Below are 17,779 nucleotides of genomic sequence, written 5' to 3'. Positions count from 1 at the left end.
AAGCGGATTCAGACCCAGTCTGAACCCGCTTTTTTGCTTTTGTTTCCGGAGGGGAACATACCTCTGTTAATCCCACTATATCTATACATATCAAGAGCCGGCAGACAGTATGCGGCAAGAACGCGGCCCGGCAGCTTTTCAAAGTCCAAGTTAACATAGGAAAATTCCGCTCTAATCCTTTATACTAGTAAAAGTCAGAACACATCTAAGGAGCTGCCTAACCCATTATGAATAAAAAAGAAGTTGCACACATACGCAAGCAGTTTAAGCTGGATCATGATTTGCTGAACCTCCATGATATTCTTAACGTGTATATTATGAAGGAGACGAACGAGATTTATCATTGGGAGCGCCTGCCGTTTGGCCTTGTGGACAGAGAGAAGCAGGAGCTCTATATGGGCAATTTCAAAAAATTGCTGACCGGTGATCTGGACCATAAGCTGTTCGAGTTGAAGTTTCAGGAGGACGCAGAGGATCCGGCGCGGGTCATGCTTCACCAAGGCCTGGTGACAGGTGATCCTGAAGAATGGCAGGACCTGATGATGCTGCTGGTGGACAAAATGCTGGTAGATGCCAAGTATGAAAAAGACATGGTGGTCACTTTTGTGCGCGGGCAGTATTACCGGCCGACTAAGGCCAGAAATGATGAAGCCGAAGAGAGCGAGAAGAACGAGATGTTCGCGCATCCGTTCATTCTGTGCAGCGTGAATTCCACGGAGCAACAGCGCAAGAACCTCATGTTCGATTATGTGGAGCGGGAATTCAAGTACAATATTATCGTCGATCCGATTGTTAAGCTCAGTACGCCGGAGCAGGGTTTCTTTTATCCGAGTGTGACGGACAACTATTCGGATGTGAACCGCATTCTATATTGTACGGGAAAATCTAATTTTCCGGACCCTCGGTTCATTGAGCAGGTCTTGAATGCGGAGACCTCTGTAACGGCGCTCGAGGAACGGTCTTACTTTGAGGACATCGTGAAGGAAGTAGCGGGTGAACTGCTCGATACGACCACCCTTGCCCAGGTATATGAGCAGATTCAGCAGGTCATTGAAGATGGCGCAGGGGAAGAAGAGCCACCTAAGCTGGATTACAAAGACGTGGAACGTGTCCTGGCGGGAAGCGGTGTTGAGAACGTGACGGCGGAAAAGGTGGAGCGGGCATTCGAAACCATCATCGACGATAAGAACTATGAAATGAAGGCGAGCAGTGTGATTCCGAAATTCACTACCAAATCGATCAAGATCGAAACTAAGGTAGCTACCATTTCCATCAGCCCGCAGGACCTGAGATATGTGAAGCAGGTGAACTATCAAGGGAAACGCTGCATCATGATCGAGGTGGACGAGGATGTCGTGATCGAAGGATTTACGCTCAGTACGGAGACGTTGTAGTTAGAATAGGTGATTTTACATCCGCTTAACATGCCTCATATGATCACATGATATAACAGTAATTAACTAGTGATAAGAGGTGGATGTTGGATGAAGCTTAGCAAAGAAGAGAAATCATGGATTCTGTATGACTGCGGCAATTCGGCGTATTCGATGGCGGTGACCACGGCGCTTTTGCCCATAGTATTTGGTATGTTTAGGAATGTGAGCAGCAGCATGGATCTGGGGTATTTTAATTCCATCGCAAGTATTCTGGTGGCGATCCTCAGCCCGGTATTAGGGACGATCGCTGATTACAAGGACACGAAGAAGCGTTTCTTCGTGTTTTTTACTATGATCGGGGTGTTGGCTACCGCTTCGCTGGCCTTCGTCGCACCTGCTAGCGGACAGTGGCAGCTATTAATTGTATTCTATATCCTGTCAGCCATCGGTTTTGCCGGAGCTAACATTTTCTATGACTCTTTTCTGGTGGATGTTACGAAGGATGAGCGGATGGATAAGGTATCGACCCGGGGGTTTGCTTTTGGCTATATTTCCAGCGTTATTCCTTTTGGGATCAGCCTGCTCTTGATTCTTGCTCTGGGGATGGATAAGGCCACCGGTTATCAGATTGGATTCATTATTACGGCCCTTTGGTGGGGGCTGTTGACCATACCCATGATCAGGGATGTGAAGCAAAGACACTATATTGAGCCTGAGCCCAGACCGGTGATCCGCAGCTTCAGAAGACTGGCTAGCACCTTCAGGAATATCAGACAGCACAAAATGGTCTTTGTTTTCTTGCTTGCTTACTTTTTCTATATTGACGGGGTAGATACGATTATTAAAATGGTAGTGCCTTATGCGACGTCCGTTCTGGGCGCTGATGCCTTAGACACGTTTTCCTTGCTTGGCATTCTGCTGGTGATCCAGATTATTGCTTTTCCCTGTGCTATCCTCTATGGCAACCTGGCCAAAACCTACTCCGCCCGGACGATGATTATTGTGGGGATATTCACCTATATCATTGCCTGTATCGCGGCTTTCTTTATCACTTCCGTCTGGCATATTTTTATTCTTGGGGCGTTAATTGGTTCAGCCCAGGGCGGCATTCAGGCGCTCAGCCGGTCCTATTATGCGAAGATTATCCCTAAGGAAAAATCCAATGAATTCTTTGGCTTTTACAATATCTTTGGCAAATTCGCGGCGATCATCGGTCCTGCGCTCATGTCTTTGACAACTACCTTAACGGGCAATGCCAGCCTTAGTATTCTATCGGTGATCCCGTTATTTATCATTGGATTTGTCATCTTTATCACTCTGCCGAAGCAGGAGCCTGGAGTACTTCACAAACCGTGAGCCGGATTACACCCATCCCGTGAACTCCAGAATAGACGCCTTCGCAGAATGCGCCTCGGATTGTGCAGCTTTACGCCATTCCTTGGGTGACACCCCCATTAGCCTGGAGAAAGAGCGGTTGAAGCTGGAAATAGAGTGAAATCCCACTTGTTCGGAGATGGAGAGAATGGAATCTTCCGTGCTCTTTAGCTGCTTGCAGGCTTCTTCAATCCGGGTACTGCTCAGGAACTCGAGAGGGGCGGTGCCCATGATCTCATGGAATTTTCTGCGGAAATGCGTGGTGCTCAGGTGGCACAGATCTGCCAGGAAATCGATGGTCATGGGGGTCATGTAGTTTGTGGTGATATATTCCAGAGCCGGGGAAATGATAAAATCACCCTTCAGGCTATGCTCTGTGTCTAGTTCCGCCAGCGTTTCATTCGTGGAATGAATTCTAAGGAGTTCGATATACAGCGATAACAACAAGCCGTAGGCACTTTCCTGATAGTAGGGGTTCTGCTGCTTCAATTCCTCGACGACGGATGTGGCTAGGGAATAGACCTTGGGATACTGCGCCTTGTTCAAAATACAGTTCTTCCCCTGCACCCGCCACAGATTCGGTTCGAAGCTGCTGTAGGCACTTTTGAAGGAATGCTGGAACAGATCCTCCGGGGAGAAAAAAAGATAAGACCACAGACTGGCTTCACCCGGTGAACTGTACGTCGTATGGGGAAGATACCGGGGGAGAAAGGTCACATCACCGGCTTTAAAGGGGACGGCTTCTCCTTTGATCTCCATGATGCCGCTGTCTGAATAACAGATACCAATCTCCAAATGGTTATGGAAATGCAAATGCTCAGATTTGATATCGGAAATCCTCCAGCGGTCTCCGCTCAGCAGCAGGATAGGAAAATGGATCGGCAGGCTGTAGTGGCGGTACTCGATGACGGGTTTCTTTTTTCTGGGCATCTGTGGTTGCTCCTTCTCCCTAACAATAAATGGTCGAAACTGCACACTTTTACTGCGAATATGCTTAGATGTAGACCATTTTACTGCTTACAATAGAGTCTGTAAAGCGCTTGCACGCATATGGACGGATATGAAGTGTTCGACAAGAGAGGGGATTAAGATGGATAAATTAACGTATGACAAGGAAGAAATTCTACGCATTATCGACAAAGTGACCCGAAAAACCCTGGCCATGGATTTAACGTGGGAATGGCCTTGTGGGGTGGCGTATTATGGGGTGTCCAGAGCTTATCAGACCACAGGCAATAAGGATTATCTGAACATGCTGATCCAGTGGGTGGATGAATATATCGAGCTTGGCCTGCCGGACTGGACGGTGAACACCTGTGCCATGGGCCATATGCTGATCACCTTGTATGAAGAGACGGGCAACCAGAAATATTGGGATATTGTGATGAGCAAGGTGGATTATCTCCAGAATCGTGCGCTAAGGTTCGGAGATCATGTGCTGCAGCATACGGTATCCGTATCGAATGATTTTCCGGAGCAGGCTTGGGCGGACACGCTGTTCATGGCGGCTTTTTTCCTGCTGCGGGTGGGAAGCAAACTGAAGGACCAGGCGATGATCCAGGATGCCCTGAATCAATATTACTGGCACATCAAATACCTGCAAGACCCCAGCACCGGGTTCTGGTTCCATGGCTACAATAATGTGAAGCAGGATCACATGTCCGGATTGTATTGGGGGAGAGCGAATGCCTGGGGTGCCTATACCATGTCTCAGGTCAAACCTTTGCTCAATGACTGGTATCTGTATCCGCAGTGTATGGACGTGGAATGTTCGCTGCGTGATCAGCTGGCCGCGCTGAAGCTGGTACAGACGGAGAACGGCTTGTGGCGGACGGTACTGGATGACGGGGAATCCTATGAAGAAGTATCTGCATCCTGCGGGATTGCGGCGGCGATGGTGGGTAACGGCAATCCGCTGCATACCAAATATGTGCAAAAGGCCCTGAAAGGCATTCTGGACCATATCAGCGAAGATGGACGGGTACTGGGCGTATCGGGCGGAACCGCAGTGATGAAGGACCGGGAAGGGTACCGCAACATTCCCAAAGACTGGATTCAGGGCTGGGGACAAGGCTTAGCACTCGCTTTTCTGTCCGATATGCTTCAATAGGAGGGAACACGTTGTCCAAACATAGAGCGGGAGCCTTTACGCTGCCGGGAGAATCCGGTTATGAGGCGCTGACCCTGGAACTCGCTGAACGGTGGGGTGCCGATGTCATCCGTGACAGTGACGGCACGAAGTTGTCCGATGAGATTATCCACGCAGGATACGGCATCTATTCTACCCTCTGTATCATTAGGGATCATAATGTGTGGGCTTCGCGCAATCCGGATAAGCTGCAGCAGTGCTTTCTCATTACGAATCCGAAGGTAGCGGTGCAGGGGTATGTATCCATCTATCTGATGGAGGACTTTTTTGCTGAACAATTCAGAGTGAATGATTCCAAAGAGGCATTTAAGTATTGGCAGGTTGTTGACCGGACGACCGGGGAGGAGGTTCCCAGAGAACAGTGGAATTATGAACGGGAAGCGGGGAACGTGGTCCTTACCGGAATTGCGCCTTGGCATAAATACACGGTCAGCTTCATGGCCTACCGGATCTGGGAAGAGATTTCCATGTACAATCACACCACGAATCATTGGGATAAAGAGCATTTGATGCAGGTTGATCCCATGTATGCAGACACGCAAAAGTATCTGCTGGACTGGATGGAAGACTGGTGTCTGCAGCATAAGGAAACAACGGTTGTCCGGTTCACTTCGCTTTTTTATAATTTCGCCTGGATCTGGGGCAGCAGTGAGCGCAATCGCCATCTGTTCTCGGACTGGGGTTCATATGACTTCACAGTAAGTGCAAGAGCGCTTGATCTATTTGCTGAGAGATATGGCTATTCGCTGTCGGCTGAGGATTTTGTGAATGGCGGGAAATACCGCGTCAGTCATATCCCGGCTGAGCAGCGCAAGCTCGATTATATGGCTTTTATCAATGATTTTGTCATCGGATTTGGCAAACAATTGATTGACCTTGTGCATAAGCACGGCAAGCTGGCGTATGTCTTTTATGATGACAGCTGGGTGGGCATGGAGCCGTACAACGACCGTTTTCCGGAGTTTGGCTTGGACGGGATGATTAAATGCGTGTTCTCAGGCTATGAGGCAAGGCTGTGTGCCGGGGTAAAAGTGGATACGCATGAGATCCGTCTGCATCCGTATCTATTCCCGGTTGGTTTAGGTGGAGCGCCTACCTTTATGGAGGGCGGGGACCCTACACTGGATGCCAAGAAATACTGGATTCATATCCGGCGGGCCCTCCTGCGCGAGCCGGTCGACCGGATTGGACTAGGCGGATACCTGCATCTGGTAGAGCCATACCCGGATTTCTGTGATTATATCGAGAAGATTGCGGGTGAATTCCGGGAGATTCAAGAGCTGCATCAACAGGGCAAGCCGTATCAGATCAAGACGAAGGTAGCTATTCTGCATGCTTGGGGCAAGTTGAGATCGTGGACGCTGTCCGGCCATTTTCATGAAACGTTCATGCATGATCTGATTCATATCAATGAGGCCTTATCCGGATTGCCGGTAGATGTACAGTTCATAGATTTTGAGGATATCCGCCAGGGGAAGCTGCAAAATTGTGATGTAGTGATCAATGCGGGCTCTGCCGGTTCAGCCTGGAGCGGCGGGGACTGCTGGAGAGACAGCAAGTGCGTGGACGTCCTGACCCAGTGGGTGTATGAGGGCGGTACCTTTATTGGTATTAACCAGCCTTCGGCGGTCAACGGGTACGACAGCTTTTTCAGAATGGCACATGTTCTCGGTCTGGATGAGGACACAGGCTCAAGAGTAGCACATGGCCGATGGACCTATGAGGTGAAGGCGGAGGAGGGATTGGTGCCTGAAGGGGCCAGCCTAACACCTAAGCCTAACATTTATCTTACCGACGGGACCGCTACAGTGATGGATGAAGCAAGCGGAAGCATAACCCTATCCACTCATGCCTTCGGTAAAGGTAAGGGAATCTATCTTCCTTCTTTCGAATTCAGCTGGGAAAATACACGATTGCTGCTGAATCTGCTTCGCTATGCAGGCAATGAGCTGCAGGAGACAAAGTACCTTACGGATAACTTATATACAGAGTGTGCTTATTATCCGGAGAGTAAGAAGCTCGTTGTGATGAACAATAGCAGCCAGCTGCAAAGGACTACGATCCATACGGAGGATGGAGAACACACCATGGAATTAGCTCCGTATGACACGGTTATCCTAACTATAGGCGGTAAATAGAATCGCTGCGAAAATAGTAAAAGAGGGGCTTTCGCCCCTCCGTTTCTTTATTTATGTTTTACGATTTAACCACTCAGAGCGAACTAAACCTAAGTGCCAAATGTCTTCGTATATACCCCATTTTAAAACTTCATGTTTGGCTAACCCTTCAACCATCAAGCCCGACTTTTCCATTACTCTCTTAGAACCAATGTTTTTGGCCATGCATCTTCCATGTATTCTTTCAAGACCTAATCCATTGAAACCGAACTCAATCAAAGCTTGGCAAGCTTCTGTGGCAAAGCCCGTATTCCAATAATCAGGTTGAATAAAAAAACCTAATTCACCGTTGTTATGTTCTTTTGAGACACTGACTAATCCACAATTTCCAATATAATCGTTTGTATTCTTTTTGAATAAACCGAACTCGTATGCCAAACCATTATCGAAATTCTCATTTACAAAGTTTATCCACCAATCAACAGTCTGTCTTGGATAAGGGTGTGGAAGCTTAATCGTAGTCTCAGCAATTTCATGTTGGCTAACTACTTGAAATATGGATTCTGCGTCCTCTTCTTTGTAACGTCTCATTAAGAGTCTACTTGTTTCTAAAATAATATGTTGGACATCCCCATGTAAATCAATCCTTTCAAAGGTAGAATTTTATTCCATTTCCTAGTGTAACATCTGCTATGATCAAATGGATTATGTATATTCATTGGCTAAATAATATATGATTAAATAAAACGGCTTGACTGACAGTAGTTGTCAGTCAAGCCGTTTTATAATAGGGATAATAATTGATCGCTGTTGATGATTGGTTATCACTTGAGAATATATTGGGAGGATTTACAAATGAGTAGCACGGTATATCTTTATGTATTTGACACCATGGCAGACTGGGAAATAGGTTATGTAACTTCCGAACTGAACTCGGGAAGATATTACAGAAAGGGACTCTCCCCATCCAAAATAGTTACCGTGGGAATTGAAAAGACTCTTGTAACTACAATGGGCGGATTGAGAATATTGCCTGACCTCCAACTGGATGAGTGCAGCATTGAAAGTACAGATGCATTAATTTTACCCGGTGGAAATACATGGACAGAGTCCATTCACCACCCCATCTTAAAAATGGTTGAGAGGTGTTTACAGGAAGGGGTACTGGTTGCAGCCATTTGCGGTGCTACAATAGGACTAGCCCAAACTGGACTGCTGAATTCACGCTGTCATACAAGCAATGATCTGGGATATCTTAAAATGATCTGTCCCGCTTATACGGGCGAACAGTATTATAAAGAGGAGTCCACTGTAACCGATGGAAAACTGATCACGTCTTCTGGAATAGCTCCTTTGGAATTTGCAGCACATATCTTGAAAGCTCTGGATGTGTTTTCTTCAAAAACATTAGATGCCTGGTATAGTCTTAATAAGACTCACGATTCCCAGTATTTCTATGAGCTGATGGAATCAGTTCAATGAAGTTACGAATACAAAAGGTTGGAGGATTGTTTATATGGTCAAAATTCTTATCGTGGACGACGATCCGCATATTCGCGCCTTGATCTGCCTTTACTTGAAGAATGAAGGGTTCGATCTGGCTGAGGCGGACAATGGCATCGATGCGCATGCCATCATCAAAGGTTCAGGAATCGATCTGGTTATCCTCGATATTATGATGCCGCATATGGACGGATGGGAGTTATGCCAGGCGATTCGGACAAGTGATCCTGATATTCCGCTCCTGATGGTAACGGCCAAGGGTGAATCGGGTCAAAAGATCAAAGGCTTCCAGCTCGGGACCGACGATTATATGACGAAGCCGTTCGATCCGGCGGAGCTTGTGATGAGGGTTAAGGCATTACTGAGGCGCTCCCGGATTGCCTCTTCTCAGGTCATCCCTCTGGGGGATATCGTACTGAACCGGAAAACGTATAAGGTCATGCGGGGAGACCAGGAATTAACTTTGCCTCTAAAGGAATTCGAACTGTTATTCATGCTTGCCGGCCACCCGGGGCAGATCTTCACGCGGGAGCAGCTGATCACCCAGATCTGGGGCATGGATTACGAAGGAGACGACCGGACTGTCGATGTTCATATCAAGCGGCTGCGGGAACGTTTTGCCGGGGATGCCCGCCATTTCCGCATTGAAACGGCACGAAGTGTAGGCTATCGTCTGGCGGTGAATCCAGGGTGAAAACATTATATGTCCGCGTCGTGCTGACTTTTCTTGCCGTCATCGTCATCAGCTTGGTCTCATCCTTGTTAATCTCCCTTGCTCTATTCCAGAAGACTCTGAACGCTACAGGGAAGAACGATATGATCGCGGCCGGCAATCGTATCATACGCGTGTATGAACAGACGAATCCTCCGGATTTGGATATATTAATGGATAATATGGCCGAATTGGTTTCCTATACCCTTCAGCTGTACGACGGTAATGGCGGGGTGAACTCCTATGTACCGACCAAGGGCAGGAAGGCCGGCAAGATTAACCCGGAATCTGTGCGCAAGGTGCTGCAGGGAGAGCTGTACCGTTCACAGGGAAAAGATAACGGAACGTTTGTCGGCCTTCCATTTTTATCTGAAGGGAAACATTATGCCTTATTTTTACAGAGCTCTTCTAAGAACGAAGGCGCGCTCATCCGTTTGTTCTTTACCATCCTGCTTCTCATGCTCGCGATCGGAAGCTTGGGCATTCTCGTTGCCGGCAGATACGTGGTGAAGCCTCTCCAAGCGATGACGGATGCGACTAAGCGGCTGGCCAAAGGCGACTTCGAGGTTGAGCTGAAAATAAACCGCGGAGACGAACTGGGAACCCTCTCGCGGAGCATTAACGATATGGCCCGGGATATCAGACAAATGGAGCGGATGCGGCAGGATTTTGTATCAAACGTGTCTCATGAAATCCAGTCTCCGTTAACCTCCATCTCTGGTTTTGCGAAGGCGCTGAAGGATGGCAATCTTGTTATCGGGGAGGATGAACGCGTTCGCTACTTGGATATTATCGTTACGGAGAGTGACAGGTTATCCAGACTAAGCGACAATCTGCTGAAGCTGGCTTCCCTCGAATCGGAGCATCATCCGTTCAAGGCGGAATCCTATACCCTGGATGAGCAGATGCGGCGGGTGATTGTCTCTTGCGAGCCCCAGTGGTCGGCCAAAAACATCCGCGTCGATATGGAGTCTCCCTCAGGGGCTGCAGTCCGAATAACGGCCGATAAGGATCAACTCAATCAAGTGTGGATGAATTTGCTCGGGAATGCCATCAAGTTCACACCTTCCGCCGGACAGGTCTTCATCGTGATCAGCCGGCCCCATCCTAATGAGATCGCTGTAGCAGTAAGCGATTCCGGGATCGGCATTGCGCCGGAGGAGATCAGCTCTATTTTTGAGCGCTTCTACAAAGTGGACAAGTCGCGGGCTGAAGACCGGAGCGGCAATGGTCTTGGCCTTGCCATCTCCCACAAGATCGTTGCGCTCCATCATGGAAGCATAGAGGTGAAGAGTACGGTCGGGGTGGGCACAACGTTCACCGTCACACTTCCCGTTATCTCTCCTTCTAATTCTGTTCTTTAAGTTCACGCTCCGTTCATATTTCTCCAATAAGCTCACTACGAAACCCATTGAACCGATTGGAGGAATATGAACGATGAGCTTTATACTAAATATTTTCGATTCATTGAAATGGTTAACGGGCTGGGAAATGATTTTGTGCGCGTTGTACTTGTTTGTCTTGCTGGGGTATGTTTTTCTCAAAAATAACCGGTGGTTTTATTTTATTCCCGGCGCGGGCGTAATCATTGCGGTTATTAGTCTTATCTGTGGTGATGCCTCTATACTGGCTCTGTTGATTTACTCCTCAACGGCCATACTTTTCTTATTCACCGTTAGAAGAATCTTTAAACCGTCCGTTAAACCCACATCCCCGAAGTTTCGGACCTTCATGGTTATCGTTTTCGTCCTCGGGTCCCTCCCAACGCTATTGGCATTAACCATTGCGGGCGAGGTCCGATATAATCCAGTGAGCGATTTTAGCCATAAGAGCTATACCCAAGCCTTCATTGCGATGAACGAAAGATTATCCGCCGAATATCCTTTCGGAGACTGGAAAAAAGTCGATTGGGAAGCTAAGCGGAATAAATACGAGCCTTTAATCCTCCAAGCAGAGATCAACCAAGATTCCAACCTCTACTATAAAACTTTAAGGGATTACCTCTTTTCTTTCCGTGACGGTCATATCCAAATTGTGAATGAACATCTGTATGACGGGAATAGCACTTTTAAGAAAGAAGCTGGCGGCGGAGTCGGAATCAGCGTGACTCAATTGGATAACGGCAAGGTGTTGGTTAGCTTGCTGGTACCGGGCAGCCCGGCTGACAAATGCGGCATCAAGCTCGGAGCCGAAATTATTACATGGGATGGAAAAGATGTTCACAAGGCATTGGACCAGACGTTCTGGAGTGAGAACCCGCCGGCAACGGAAGGAGTACGGATTCAGAATCAAGGACGGTTCTTAGCAAGGGCCCCGGTCGGCCAAGACATCCAAGTCAAATTTCAGAATCTGGACAATCCGGCGGCCAGAACTGCAACGCTTACAGCTTATGACGATCAGTACGAAACCTTGAAGAAAACAAAGGTAAAGCTGAAGAAAGAAGATCCGCCAGTGGAGGGTCAGATCCTTAAGGAGAATTACGGTTATATAAAAATCAGATATTTCCTTCCGGGTACAACGCAATCTGATCCCGCGAAAGTGCTGGAAGATACAATAAAAGAGTTTCAGGAGAAACATGTAAAGGGAATAATCATTGATCTACGGAATAATCCGGGCGGGGATGATGACCTGGTTGCCCAAATGGCAGGACATTTCGTGAACGGGAAAAGGATCTTTGAATACGTCAGTTACTACAACCGGAACACAGGACGCTTCGAGATCAACCGTGCCGAGACCAGAACCGTTCAACCTTCGCGGGTTTACTTTTCAGGGAAAATAGCTGTCCTTATTAATCATAACACCGCGAGCTCGGGGGAAGGATTACCTCTGTTCTTAAAAGGAATGCCGAATGTCAAGATTATCGGCTTTACGCCTACGAATGGTTCGTTCGGTGTCGTATCCGCTCCTATAGAGATGAAGATGCCGGGAGGATATGTCGTACAGTTCCCGGATGGCAGGTCCCTTAATCAAGACCAAAAGATTCAAGGGGATAGCGATGAACACGGACAAGGAGGAGCGATTCCCGACATTACAGTTCCCATGAACGAGCAGACCTTTAAAATGAAATTTATCGAAGGGCAGGACGTGGAATTGAATTATGCTTACCAGGAGCTGATGAATCAGTCCAAAGCTGCCCGGGAGTTGCATCCCGTAGCCTTTGGTATAGATTGATTTATAGATAAAGTCGGGATACCCCTTATTCAGGCAGGTTGATACAATACAATCAATCGTTGGACCTGACTGAGAGGGGACATGGAACATGGATGATGGGAATAGACAGAAGATTTTAATTAAAAATGAAAAACTGATTAACATGGTTATTGAACGTGCGAAGAGAGATTTTCCTGAGGATATTGCAATCATTGGGCTTACAGGTTCTTTTAGTACCGGAGATTTTCATGAAAAAAGCGACCTTGATCTAATTATAATCAATAACACGGACCGGGGCTGGGGGATCTCTTCTTGTTTTATCCTGGAGGATGTTGGATATGACATCTATTGTACGCCGTGGGAAACAAGAATAGAGGATGAAGCGAATCTCGAGAGTCCCATGATTTCACATCTGGTAGATTTACAGATATTATATTGTGCAAAACCCGAATACATGGATAAGTTAAACCTATATAAACAGAAAGCACTCGATGCTTTAGCCAAGCCCATAGGGAAAGAATGTATCCGTAGAGCGAAAAAGTACTTAGACGTAGCAAAACAGGAATATACGAATACATTGCTATCTGAAGATTTAGGAGCAATAAGGTATGCTTCATGTGGAGTTTTATTCAATTTGGTAAATGCTCTAACGAATTTGAACAATACCTATTTCAAACGGGGGCTTAAGAGATATCTGGAGGAAATAGGTACATACCGTTATATTCCTGGTGATTTTGAATTGATATATATGGCTGTGATAGATGCGAAGACTCCCCGGGAAATCAGAAGTGCATCCTATAACATTCTTAAGAGCATGAATGATTTATATCATAAAATGGATAAGGATTTCGTAGTGCAACCTGTCCCGAGCTATGATAATCTGGCTGGTACCTATGAGGAGTTATGGTGTAACCTTCGCAATAAGATTATAGTAAGTGTGGAATTAGGTGATAAATCCTATGCCTATCTTACAGCAATGAGTACACAAAATTTTCTTGATGAAATGACAGAAACGAGAGGGACAAAAAAGTTTGAGTTAATGCAGTATTTTGATTCAGATCATCTTAATTTATTTAAAGATCAGTTCCTGCAGGCCATGGATGAATATCTGGAAGAATACAACAGGGTAGGGAGAACGGTCGAGCGATACGACACCTTTGAGCAATTATATAACCAATATATGAAGCTGTAGGAAATAACTTGGAGATGATTACAATGAATAATAAATTGCTGAATGATTTGATAGTGTCCGTAAAAAGTCAAAATCTTCAGGTGCTAAATGTCCTGGTTAGGCAAGAGGGGCAGATCATAGCGAAACATGATTTTGAAGAAGAAAAGCCTGCTCCTTTGTGGTCAGTAAGTAAAACGTTTACTTCAATGGCAGTCGGGATTGCTATCAGTGAGGGTTACTTCAAAATGAATGACCCTGTTATTGATTTTTTTCCTGATATTCCAAATGTATATTTAAATGAATTTTTAATAAAGATGACTATCCATGATTTGCTGTGCATGGGAACTGGACACGCAGAATGCCCAGTGGCTAAAGCGGATTGGGGAAGCGATACAAGTTGGGATATTTCTCAGTTGTTCTTTGAAGAACCGGTTATCTTTGAGCCTGGGACTCATTTTACATATAACAACTCTGCAACGTACATGCTTTCAAAAATAATAAGCAAGACCACAGGGACTAACTTAGATGATTACTTAGATAAAAGAATATTTCAGCAATTGGATATACCGAAACCTAAATGGGATACCTGTCCAAAGGGAATTCCGCAGGGATTTGCAGGATTATATTTAACGGCAGAGCAATTATCCAGATTCGGGCAATTAATTCTTGATCAAGGGGTCTGGCAAGGGAAGCAGCTTATTCCTTCAAGTTATATCAAACAGGCAACATCTGTCCAAATTCAAACCAAAGATTTCACCCCGGACTTTGCAACCGCTGACCATCAGCAGGGATATGGATATCACATCTGGATGAACTCCTATCCTAATTCATATCGAATGGACGGTTTATATGGTCAATATGTTGTCATGCTTCCAGATAAGAATGCCGTTGTTACCTATATTTCAAATGAACCACACAACATGACAGGGGTTCTTGAGCTGACCTGGAATACTCTAATTGATAAGCTATAGATCAAGCAGGTTGATCAGATGCTGACCGGTTGGATATGGATTGGGAGGGTGGATATGAAGCTCGAAGATAACGAAATTTTAGAGTTAATACAGGAATCGACGAAGCAATTCATTTCCAATACGGCAATTGTTCTTGAAATGGAAAGCACCCTGCTAAATACAGGATATCAAGCGGTCGGCCTATCCCGGCATAAAGTTCTTATTGATGACCAAGGCACCAAAGAATACATTTCTTTGATCACGAAGATGGCGAATCCAACGGAACGCCGAATCCTCCACCGATTATTTTTACAGTCAGCTAACGTACCCTACAGTAGAACACATGACCTCGATTCAGATGACCGGGCCCTTCTATGTATTCAGGATGTGGATTATAAGACTAATTACCAAAGCCTTAATTTCGAGATGCTTCAAAAAAAAGAAATGCATGCCTTGGCTTATATTCACAAAATGAATCACGGATCAAGAGAGGCGTTATCGTGGCTTCCCTTAGCTAATCATGACCATATCGAACAAATGATCTACGGGCGATGGAAACCTGTATGGGAAGAAGCTAAACATAATGAACAGTTTATGGAGACTTTCGGTCAGTATATTCCTGAAGTCGAAGCTGTGTCTGGCAGTATAGTTAATGACATTGAAGTGGTGTTGAACGATGAACATTCGCACACGTTAATCCATAATGACCTTAATCCCGGAAATGTATTGGTGCACAATAATGATGATGTTTTTTTCATTGATTGGGAGGAAGCCAGGTATGGGTCCTTTTTCTTAGACATCCCATTAAGATTTGAATTGAAACAAGCGAGAGCATATCAGGATGTGTTGGCTTCGCTTGGATTAGAGATCCCTGTTGACCGATTTGAACCGTTGTATGCGATTGCTTCGAGGTATCTCGGCCTACGTTTTATGACTTGGAATTTGGGGGCGTGGACAAGTAGCCCAAGTGCAAAGGATGGTCTACAAAAATACTTGAACATGGCTACTTCATAAACATCGTCAACGCAGTTCGTCCATTGACTGACGCTCGGGAATTACATCCCCCAGTGTCTTTATTTTTGCGTTTTTACTTTGCTGGAGTAGGAGACCTCTGCTCATATAGAGGAAAAATATTGAAAAACGTCGAATAGGTAACTTCAGAAAAAAGGGGGATTATCATGTTATTTGTCGGAAAAAAACGAAATCAGGTAGTTCGCAGTCCTCGTATGCGCTTCATCCATTATACTGTCCTCTTCGTACTGGTATTCGGAATTGTAAGTACAGGGTTATTTAGTGCAGCAGGCAATATTGCCGCAGCAGATCCAGCCAGTGAGGGGACCGGGTATACCGCAGATCAGCTGGAAGGTCTGCAATTCCTCAACGAGGTGAGAACCCGGGCGGGGATTCCTCCCGTTCAACTGAATGCAGCGATTACTAAGGCGGCAATCTCGCATGCTGAATTTTACAATAACAATCAAGCGGATCTTCCAGGCCTGAGTGCTCACTCCGAAATATCGGGAAAGCCCGGCTATACGGGCCAGTCGGTAATAGCGCGGATGAAGGCGGCGGGTTGGGCGTCGGGATCGCAGGGCTATGCATCTGGAGAGGTCATGCACTTCCAACAAAAGAGCAGTAAAGCAGCTATTCAAGGGTGGCTCGATACAGCCTATCACCGTGACATTATACTGGACCCCCGCTATACAGAGATTGGAATTGGCCTGGTTAACGGTACTGCCGTGTTGGATGCCGGCGGTCCTGGAAAAACACAGCCTGTAGCTGGAGGGATCTCCGTATACCCTTACAATCAGCAGACCAACGTACCTGTTGGGTTCTACGGAAGTGAAATACCGAATCCACTTGAACAATTTGACGCCAAGTACTCGGGTTATATTATTTCTGCAGCTACAGATAAGGATATGATCTCGCACCAAACGGCACTTACTGATGAGAAAGGAACGGAGGTTCCTTATTATGAAGAATTTAAAGACGATGATACTCTTTTTATATATCCCAAGTCGGTATTAAAAGGGAATCACAAGTACACCGTATCCCTGGAATATCAAGTAGAAGGCTCTTTGGATACCCAGACGAAAGTATGGTCTTTCACCACCGGAAAAGGTCATGTCCTAACACAGCTGGTTCCAACCTATAAAGAAATCGTGATCAATGAAGGCGGACCATTTCAGCTTCAAATGGAAGGCAACTATGATGATGGAACAAAGGATGTGCTCTTGGGCGATGAGGTTAAATATTCCGTTAACCGGACTAATGGTCTAAGTGTATCTTCCATGGGAGCTATAATGGGTGTTAAATCAGGGGATTACACCATCACAGCTTCCTTAGGTGCCCTATCTTCACAGCTTAAAGTGAAAGTATATCCAAAATTAAAATCAAAGATCTATCCTGCTGCCGACCCGGGCAAATTGACGGATATTGCCGGGAACAAGGCGTTCCCGGCCATTGAATGGGCACTGAAAGCAGGCATCATGACCGAAGCTGGAAAGGGACTCTTTAAACCCGATGCAGCAGTAAGCGAAGCTGAATTCTGGACCATGCTCCTAAAAGCATACAATGTTAACATTGAAGCTTATCAGCCAGTCAAAATAAAGCATTGGGCAGATGCCGCATACCTGATCGCCAAGGACCGGAATTTCCCGCTGGATGGGTTATCCAAACTGCCCGCAAGGGACAGTCGAATTACCCGGCTAAAGATCGCTGAGATTATAGCTGCAGCTGATGGGCTGAATTTGAAAAACTATGATGCTGTGAAGTTCGTGTTAGGGAAGGATTATGTGAGGGGGGTTACGGAGCTGTCCTTGTCAGGGTATCAGGGGGATAAGGGGATTACCCGTGCAGAGGCTGCTCAGATCCTTCAATATTTGCGGCCCAAGCTTACTGAATTACGGGGGCGGCCGACGGGTGCAACACCAACTTCAGTTTTAACAGAGCTTCCCCCAAAGGTAGTGTACGTTAAGCCGGATATGTTCACCAATCAAACCCTCTTTGCAGATTTCCATGAAGATCATACGCTGACTGTTGAAGGGAAGTTCACCCGATTCGCCAGCCAAAGCCTCAAAGTGCGTGTACAAACAGGGGGGAAGCATCCTAAACAGATAGAAGACGTGACTGTAACCTTAGACAGTGAAGGAAAGTTCAAAGTAGATTCTGGTCCCTACGAACAAGCCTCTTTGAATCTATATTTGGAAACTCCCGAAGGCAGTTACTATTTAGATATACAGTATAACACCATGAATGAGAACCAATATTCCAGTTAATC

General features: G+C 46.2%; 14 protein-coding genes. 12 read left to right on the top strand and 2 right to left on the bottom strand.

All coding sequences use genetic code 11. The features are described 5' to 3' along the window. Window positions 1-227 precede the first annotated feature (227 nt). Entirely contained in the window at window positions 228-1,394 is a 1,167-nt protein-coding gene (locus tag A3844_RS09010; protein ID WP_074084316.1) for a DUF4317 domain-containing protein, read from the top strand. Between the two features lie 90 nt (window positions 1,395-1,484). Beyond that, window positions 1,485-2,732: an MFS transporter gene (locus A3844_RS09005; RefSeq protein ID WP_074102684.1), complete on the top strand. Its 1,248-nt coding sequence runs from the start codon at window positions 1,485-1,487 to the stop codon at window positions 2,730-2,732. 6 nt (window positions 2,733-2,738) lie between these two features. On the opposite strand, the gene A3844_RS09000 is transcribed toward A3844_RS09005, so the two are convergent. Next, window positions 2,739-3,680, bottom strand: coding sequence for an AraC family transcriptional regulator (locus A3844_RS09000; protein ID WP_074107220.1), 942 nt, complete (start codon window positions 3,678-3,680; stop codon window positions 2,739-2,741). Between the two features lie 160 nt (window positions 3,681-3,840). Between A3844_RS09000 and A3844_RS08995 the strand changes: the two genes are divergently transcribed. Then, window positions 3,841-4,860: a glycoside hydrolase family 88/105 protein gene (locus tag A3844_RS08995; RefSeq protein WP_074107219.1), complete on the top strand. Its 1,020-nt coding sequence runs from the start codon at window positions 3,841-3,843 to the stop codon at window positions 4,858-4,860. A gap of 11 nt (window positions 4,861-4,871) precedes the next feature. Beyond that, window positions 4,872-7,037 (top strand): 1,3-beta-galactosyl-N-acetylhexosamine phosphorylase, encoded by a 2,166-nt coding sequence (gene gnpA / locus A3844_RS08990; RefSeq protein WP_074107218.1) that lies wholly within the window; start codon window positions 4,872-4,874, stop codon window positions 7,035-7,037. 51 nt (window positions 7,038-7,088) lie between these two features. Here the strand turns inward: gnpA and A3844_RS08985 are convergent, their stop codons facing one another. Further along, a complete protein-coding gene (locus tag A3844_RS08985) occupies window positions 7,089-7,607 on the bottom strand; it encodes a GNAT family N-acetyltransferase (RefSeq protein WP_244169732.1) in 519 nt (172 codons plus the stop codon). Window positions 7,608-7,871: 264 nt separating this feature from the next. On the opposite strand from A3844_RS08985, the gene A3844_RS08980 reads away from it, so the two are divergent. From A3844_RS08980 to A3844_RS08945, 8 genes are all read left to right on the top strand, one after another. Then, entirely contained in the window at window positions 7,872-8,498 is a 627-nt protein-coding gene (locus A3844_RS08980) for a type 1 glutamine amidotransferase family protein (RefSeq protein WP_074107217.1), read from the top strand. 34 nt (window positions 8,499-8,532) lie between these two features. Continuing rightward, a complete protein-coding gene (locus A3844_RS08975) occupies window positions 8,533-9,213 on the top strand; it encodes a response regulator transcription factor (protein WP_074102441.1) in 681 nt (226 codons plus the stop codon). After that, a complete protein-coding gene (locus A3844_RS08970) occupies window positions 9,210-10,595 on the top strand; it encodes a sensor histidine kinase (protein WP_074107216.1) in 1,386 nt (461 codons plus the stop codon). Before A3844_RS08975 ends, A3844_RS08970 begins: the two co-directional genes overlap by 4 nt. Before the next feature lie 73 nt (window positions 10,596-10,668). Then, window positions 10,669-12,402 (top strand): S41 family peptidase, encoded by a 1,734-nt coding sequence (locus A3844_RS08965; protein WP_074107215.1) that lies wholly within the window; start codon window positions 10,669-10,671, stop codon window positions 12,400-12,402. Window positions 12,403-12,490: 88 nt separating this feature from the next. Then, complete coding sequence (locus tag A3844_RS08960) at window positions 12,491-13,573, top strand: nucleotidyltransferase domain-containing protein (protein WP_074107214.1); 1,083 nt, start codon at window positions 12,491-12,493, stop codon at window positions 13,571-13,573. A gap of 23 nt (window positions 13,574-13,596) precedes the next feature. Next, window positions 13,597-14,523: a serine hydrolase domain-containing protein gene (locus tag A3844_RS08955; RefSeq protein ID WP_074107213.1), complete on the top strand. Its 927-nt coding sequence runs from the start codon at window positions 13,597-13,599 to the stop codon at window positions 14,521-14,523. 54 nt (window positions 14,524-14,577) lie between these two features. Further along, complete coding sequence (locus tag A3844_RS08950) at window positions 14,578-15,516, top strand: phosphotransferase (protein WP_074107212.1); 939 nt, start codon at window positions 14,578-14,580, stop codon at window positions 15,514-15,516. Between the two features lie 164 nt (window positions 15,517-15,680). After that, window positions 15,681-17,777, top strand: coding sequence for a CAP domain-containing protein (locus A3844_RS08945; protein ID WP_074107211.1), 2,097 nt, complete (start codon window positions 15,681-15,683; stop codon window positions 17,775-17,777). Window positions 17,778-17,779 lie beyond the last annotated feature (2 nt).

The organism is Paenibacillus helianthi (assembly GCF_001909055.1).
In the GTDB taxonomy this organism is placed as follows: domain Bacteria; phylum Bacillota; class Bacilli; order Paenibacillales; family Paenibacillaceae; genus Paenibacillus_AQ; species Paenibacillus_AQ helianthi.
This window is presented reverse-complemented; position numbering and strand designations above follow the sequence as displayed.

What these genes read in the sequence shown, in the direction of transcription:
- A3844_RS09010 (WP_074084316.1), top strand. Translation starts at nt 228, where the DNA reads ATGAATAAAAAAGAAGTTGCACACATACGCAAGCAGTTTAAGCTGGAT.
- A3844_RS09005 (WP_074102684.1), top strand. Translation starts at nt 1,485, where the DNA reads ATGAAGCTTAGCAAAGAAGAGAAATCATGGATTCTGTATGACTGCGGC.
- A3844_RS09000 (WP_074107220.1), bottom strand. Translation starts at nt 3,680, where the DNA reads ATGCCCAGAAAAAAGAAACCCGTCATCGAGTACCGCCACTACAGCCTG.
- A3844_RS08995 (WP_074107219.1), top strand. Translation starts at nt 3,841, where the DNA reads ATGGATAAATTAACGTATGACAAGGAAGAAATTCTACGCATTATCGAC.
- A3844_RS08985 (WP_244169732.1), bottom strand. Translation starts at nt 7,607, where the DNA reads ATGAGACGTTACAAAGAAGAGGACGCAGAATCCATATTTCAAGTAGTT.
- A3844_RS08980 (WP_074107217.1), top strand. Translation starts at nt 7,872, where the DNA reads ATGAGTAGCACGGTATATCTTTATGTATTTGACACCATGGCAGACTGG.
- A3844_RS08975 (WP_074102441.1), top strand. Translation starts at nt 8,533, where the DNA reads ATGGTCAAAATTCTTATCGTGGACGACGATCCGCATATTCGCGCCTTG.
- A3844_RS08965 (WP_074107215.1), top strand. Translation starts at nt 10,669, where the DNA reads ATGAGCTTTATACTAAATATTTTCGATTCATTGAAATGGTTAACGGGC.
- A3844_RS08960 (WP_074107214.1), top strand. Translation starts at nt 12,491, where the DNA reads ATGGATGATGGGAATAGACAGAAGATTTTAATTAAAAATGAAAAACTG.
- A3844_RS08955 (WP_074107213.1), top strand. Translation starts at nt 13,597, where the DNA reads ATGAATAATAAATTGCTGAATGATTTGATAGTGTCCGTAAAAAGTCAA.
- A3844_RS08950 (WP_074107212.1), top strand. Translation starts at nt 14,578, where the DNA reads ATGAAGCTCGAAGATAACGAAATTTTAGAGTTAATACAGGAATCGACG.
- A3844_RS08945 (WP_074107211.1), top strand. Translation starts at nt 15,681, where the DNA reads ATGTTATTTGTCGGAAAAAAACGAAATCAGGTAGTTCGCAGTCCTCGT.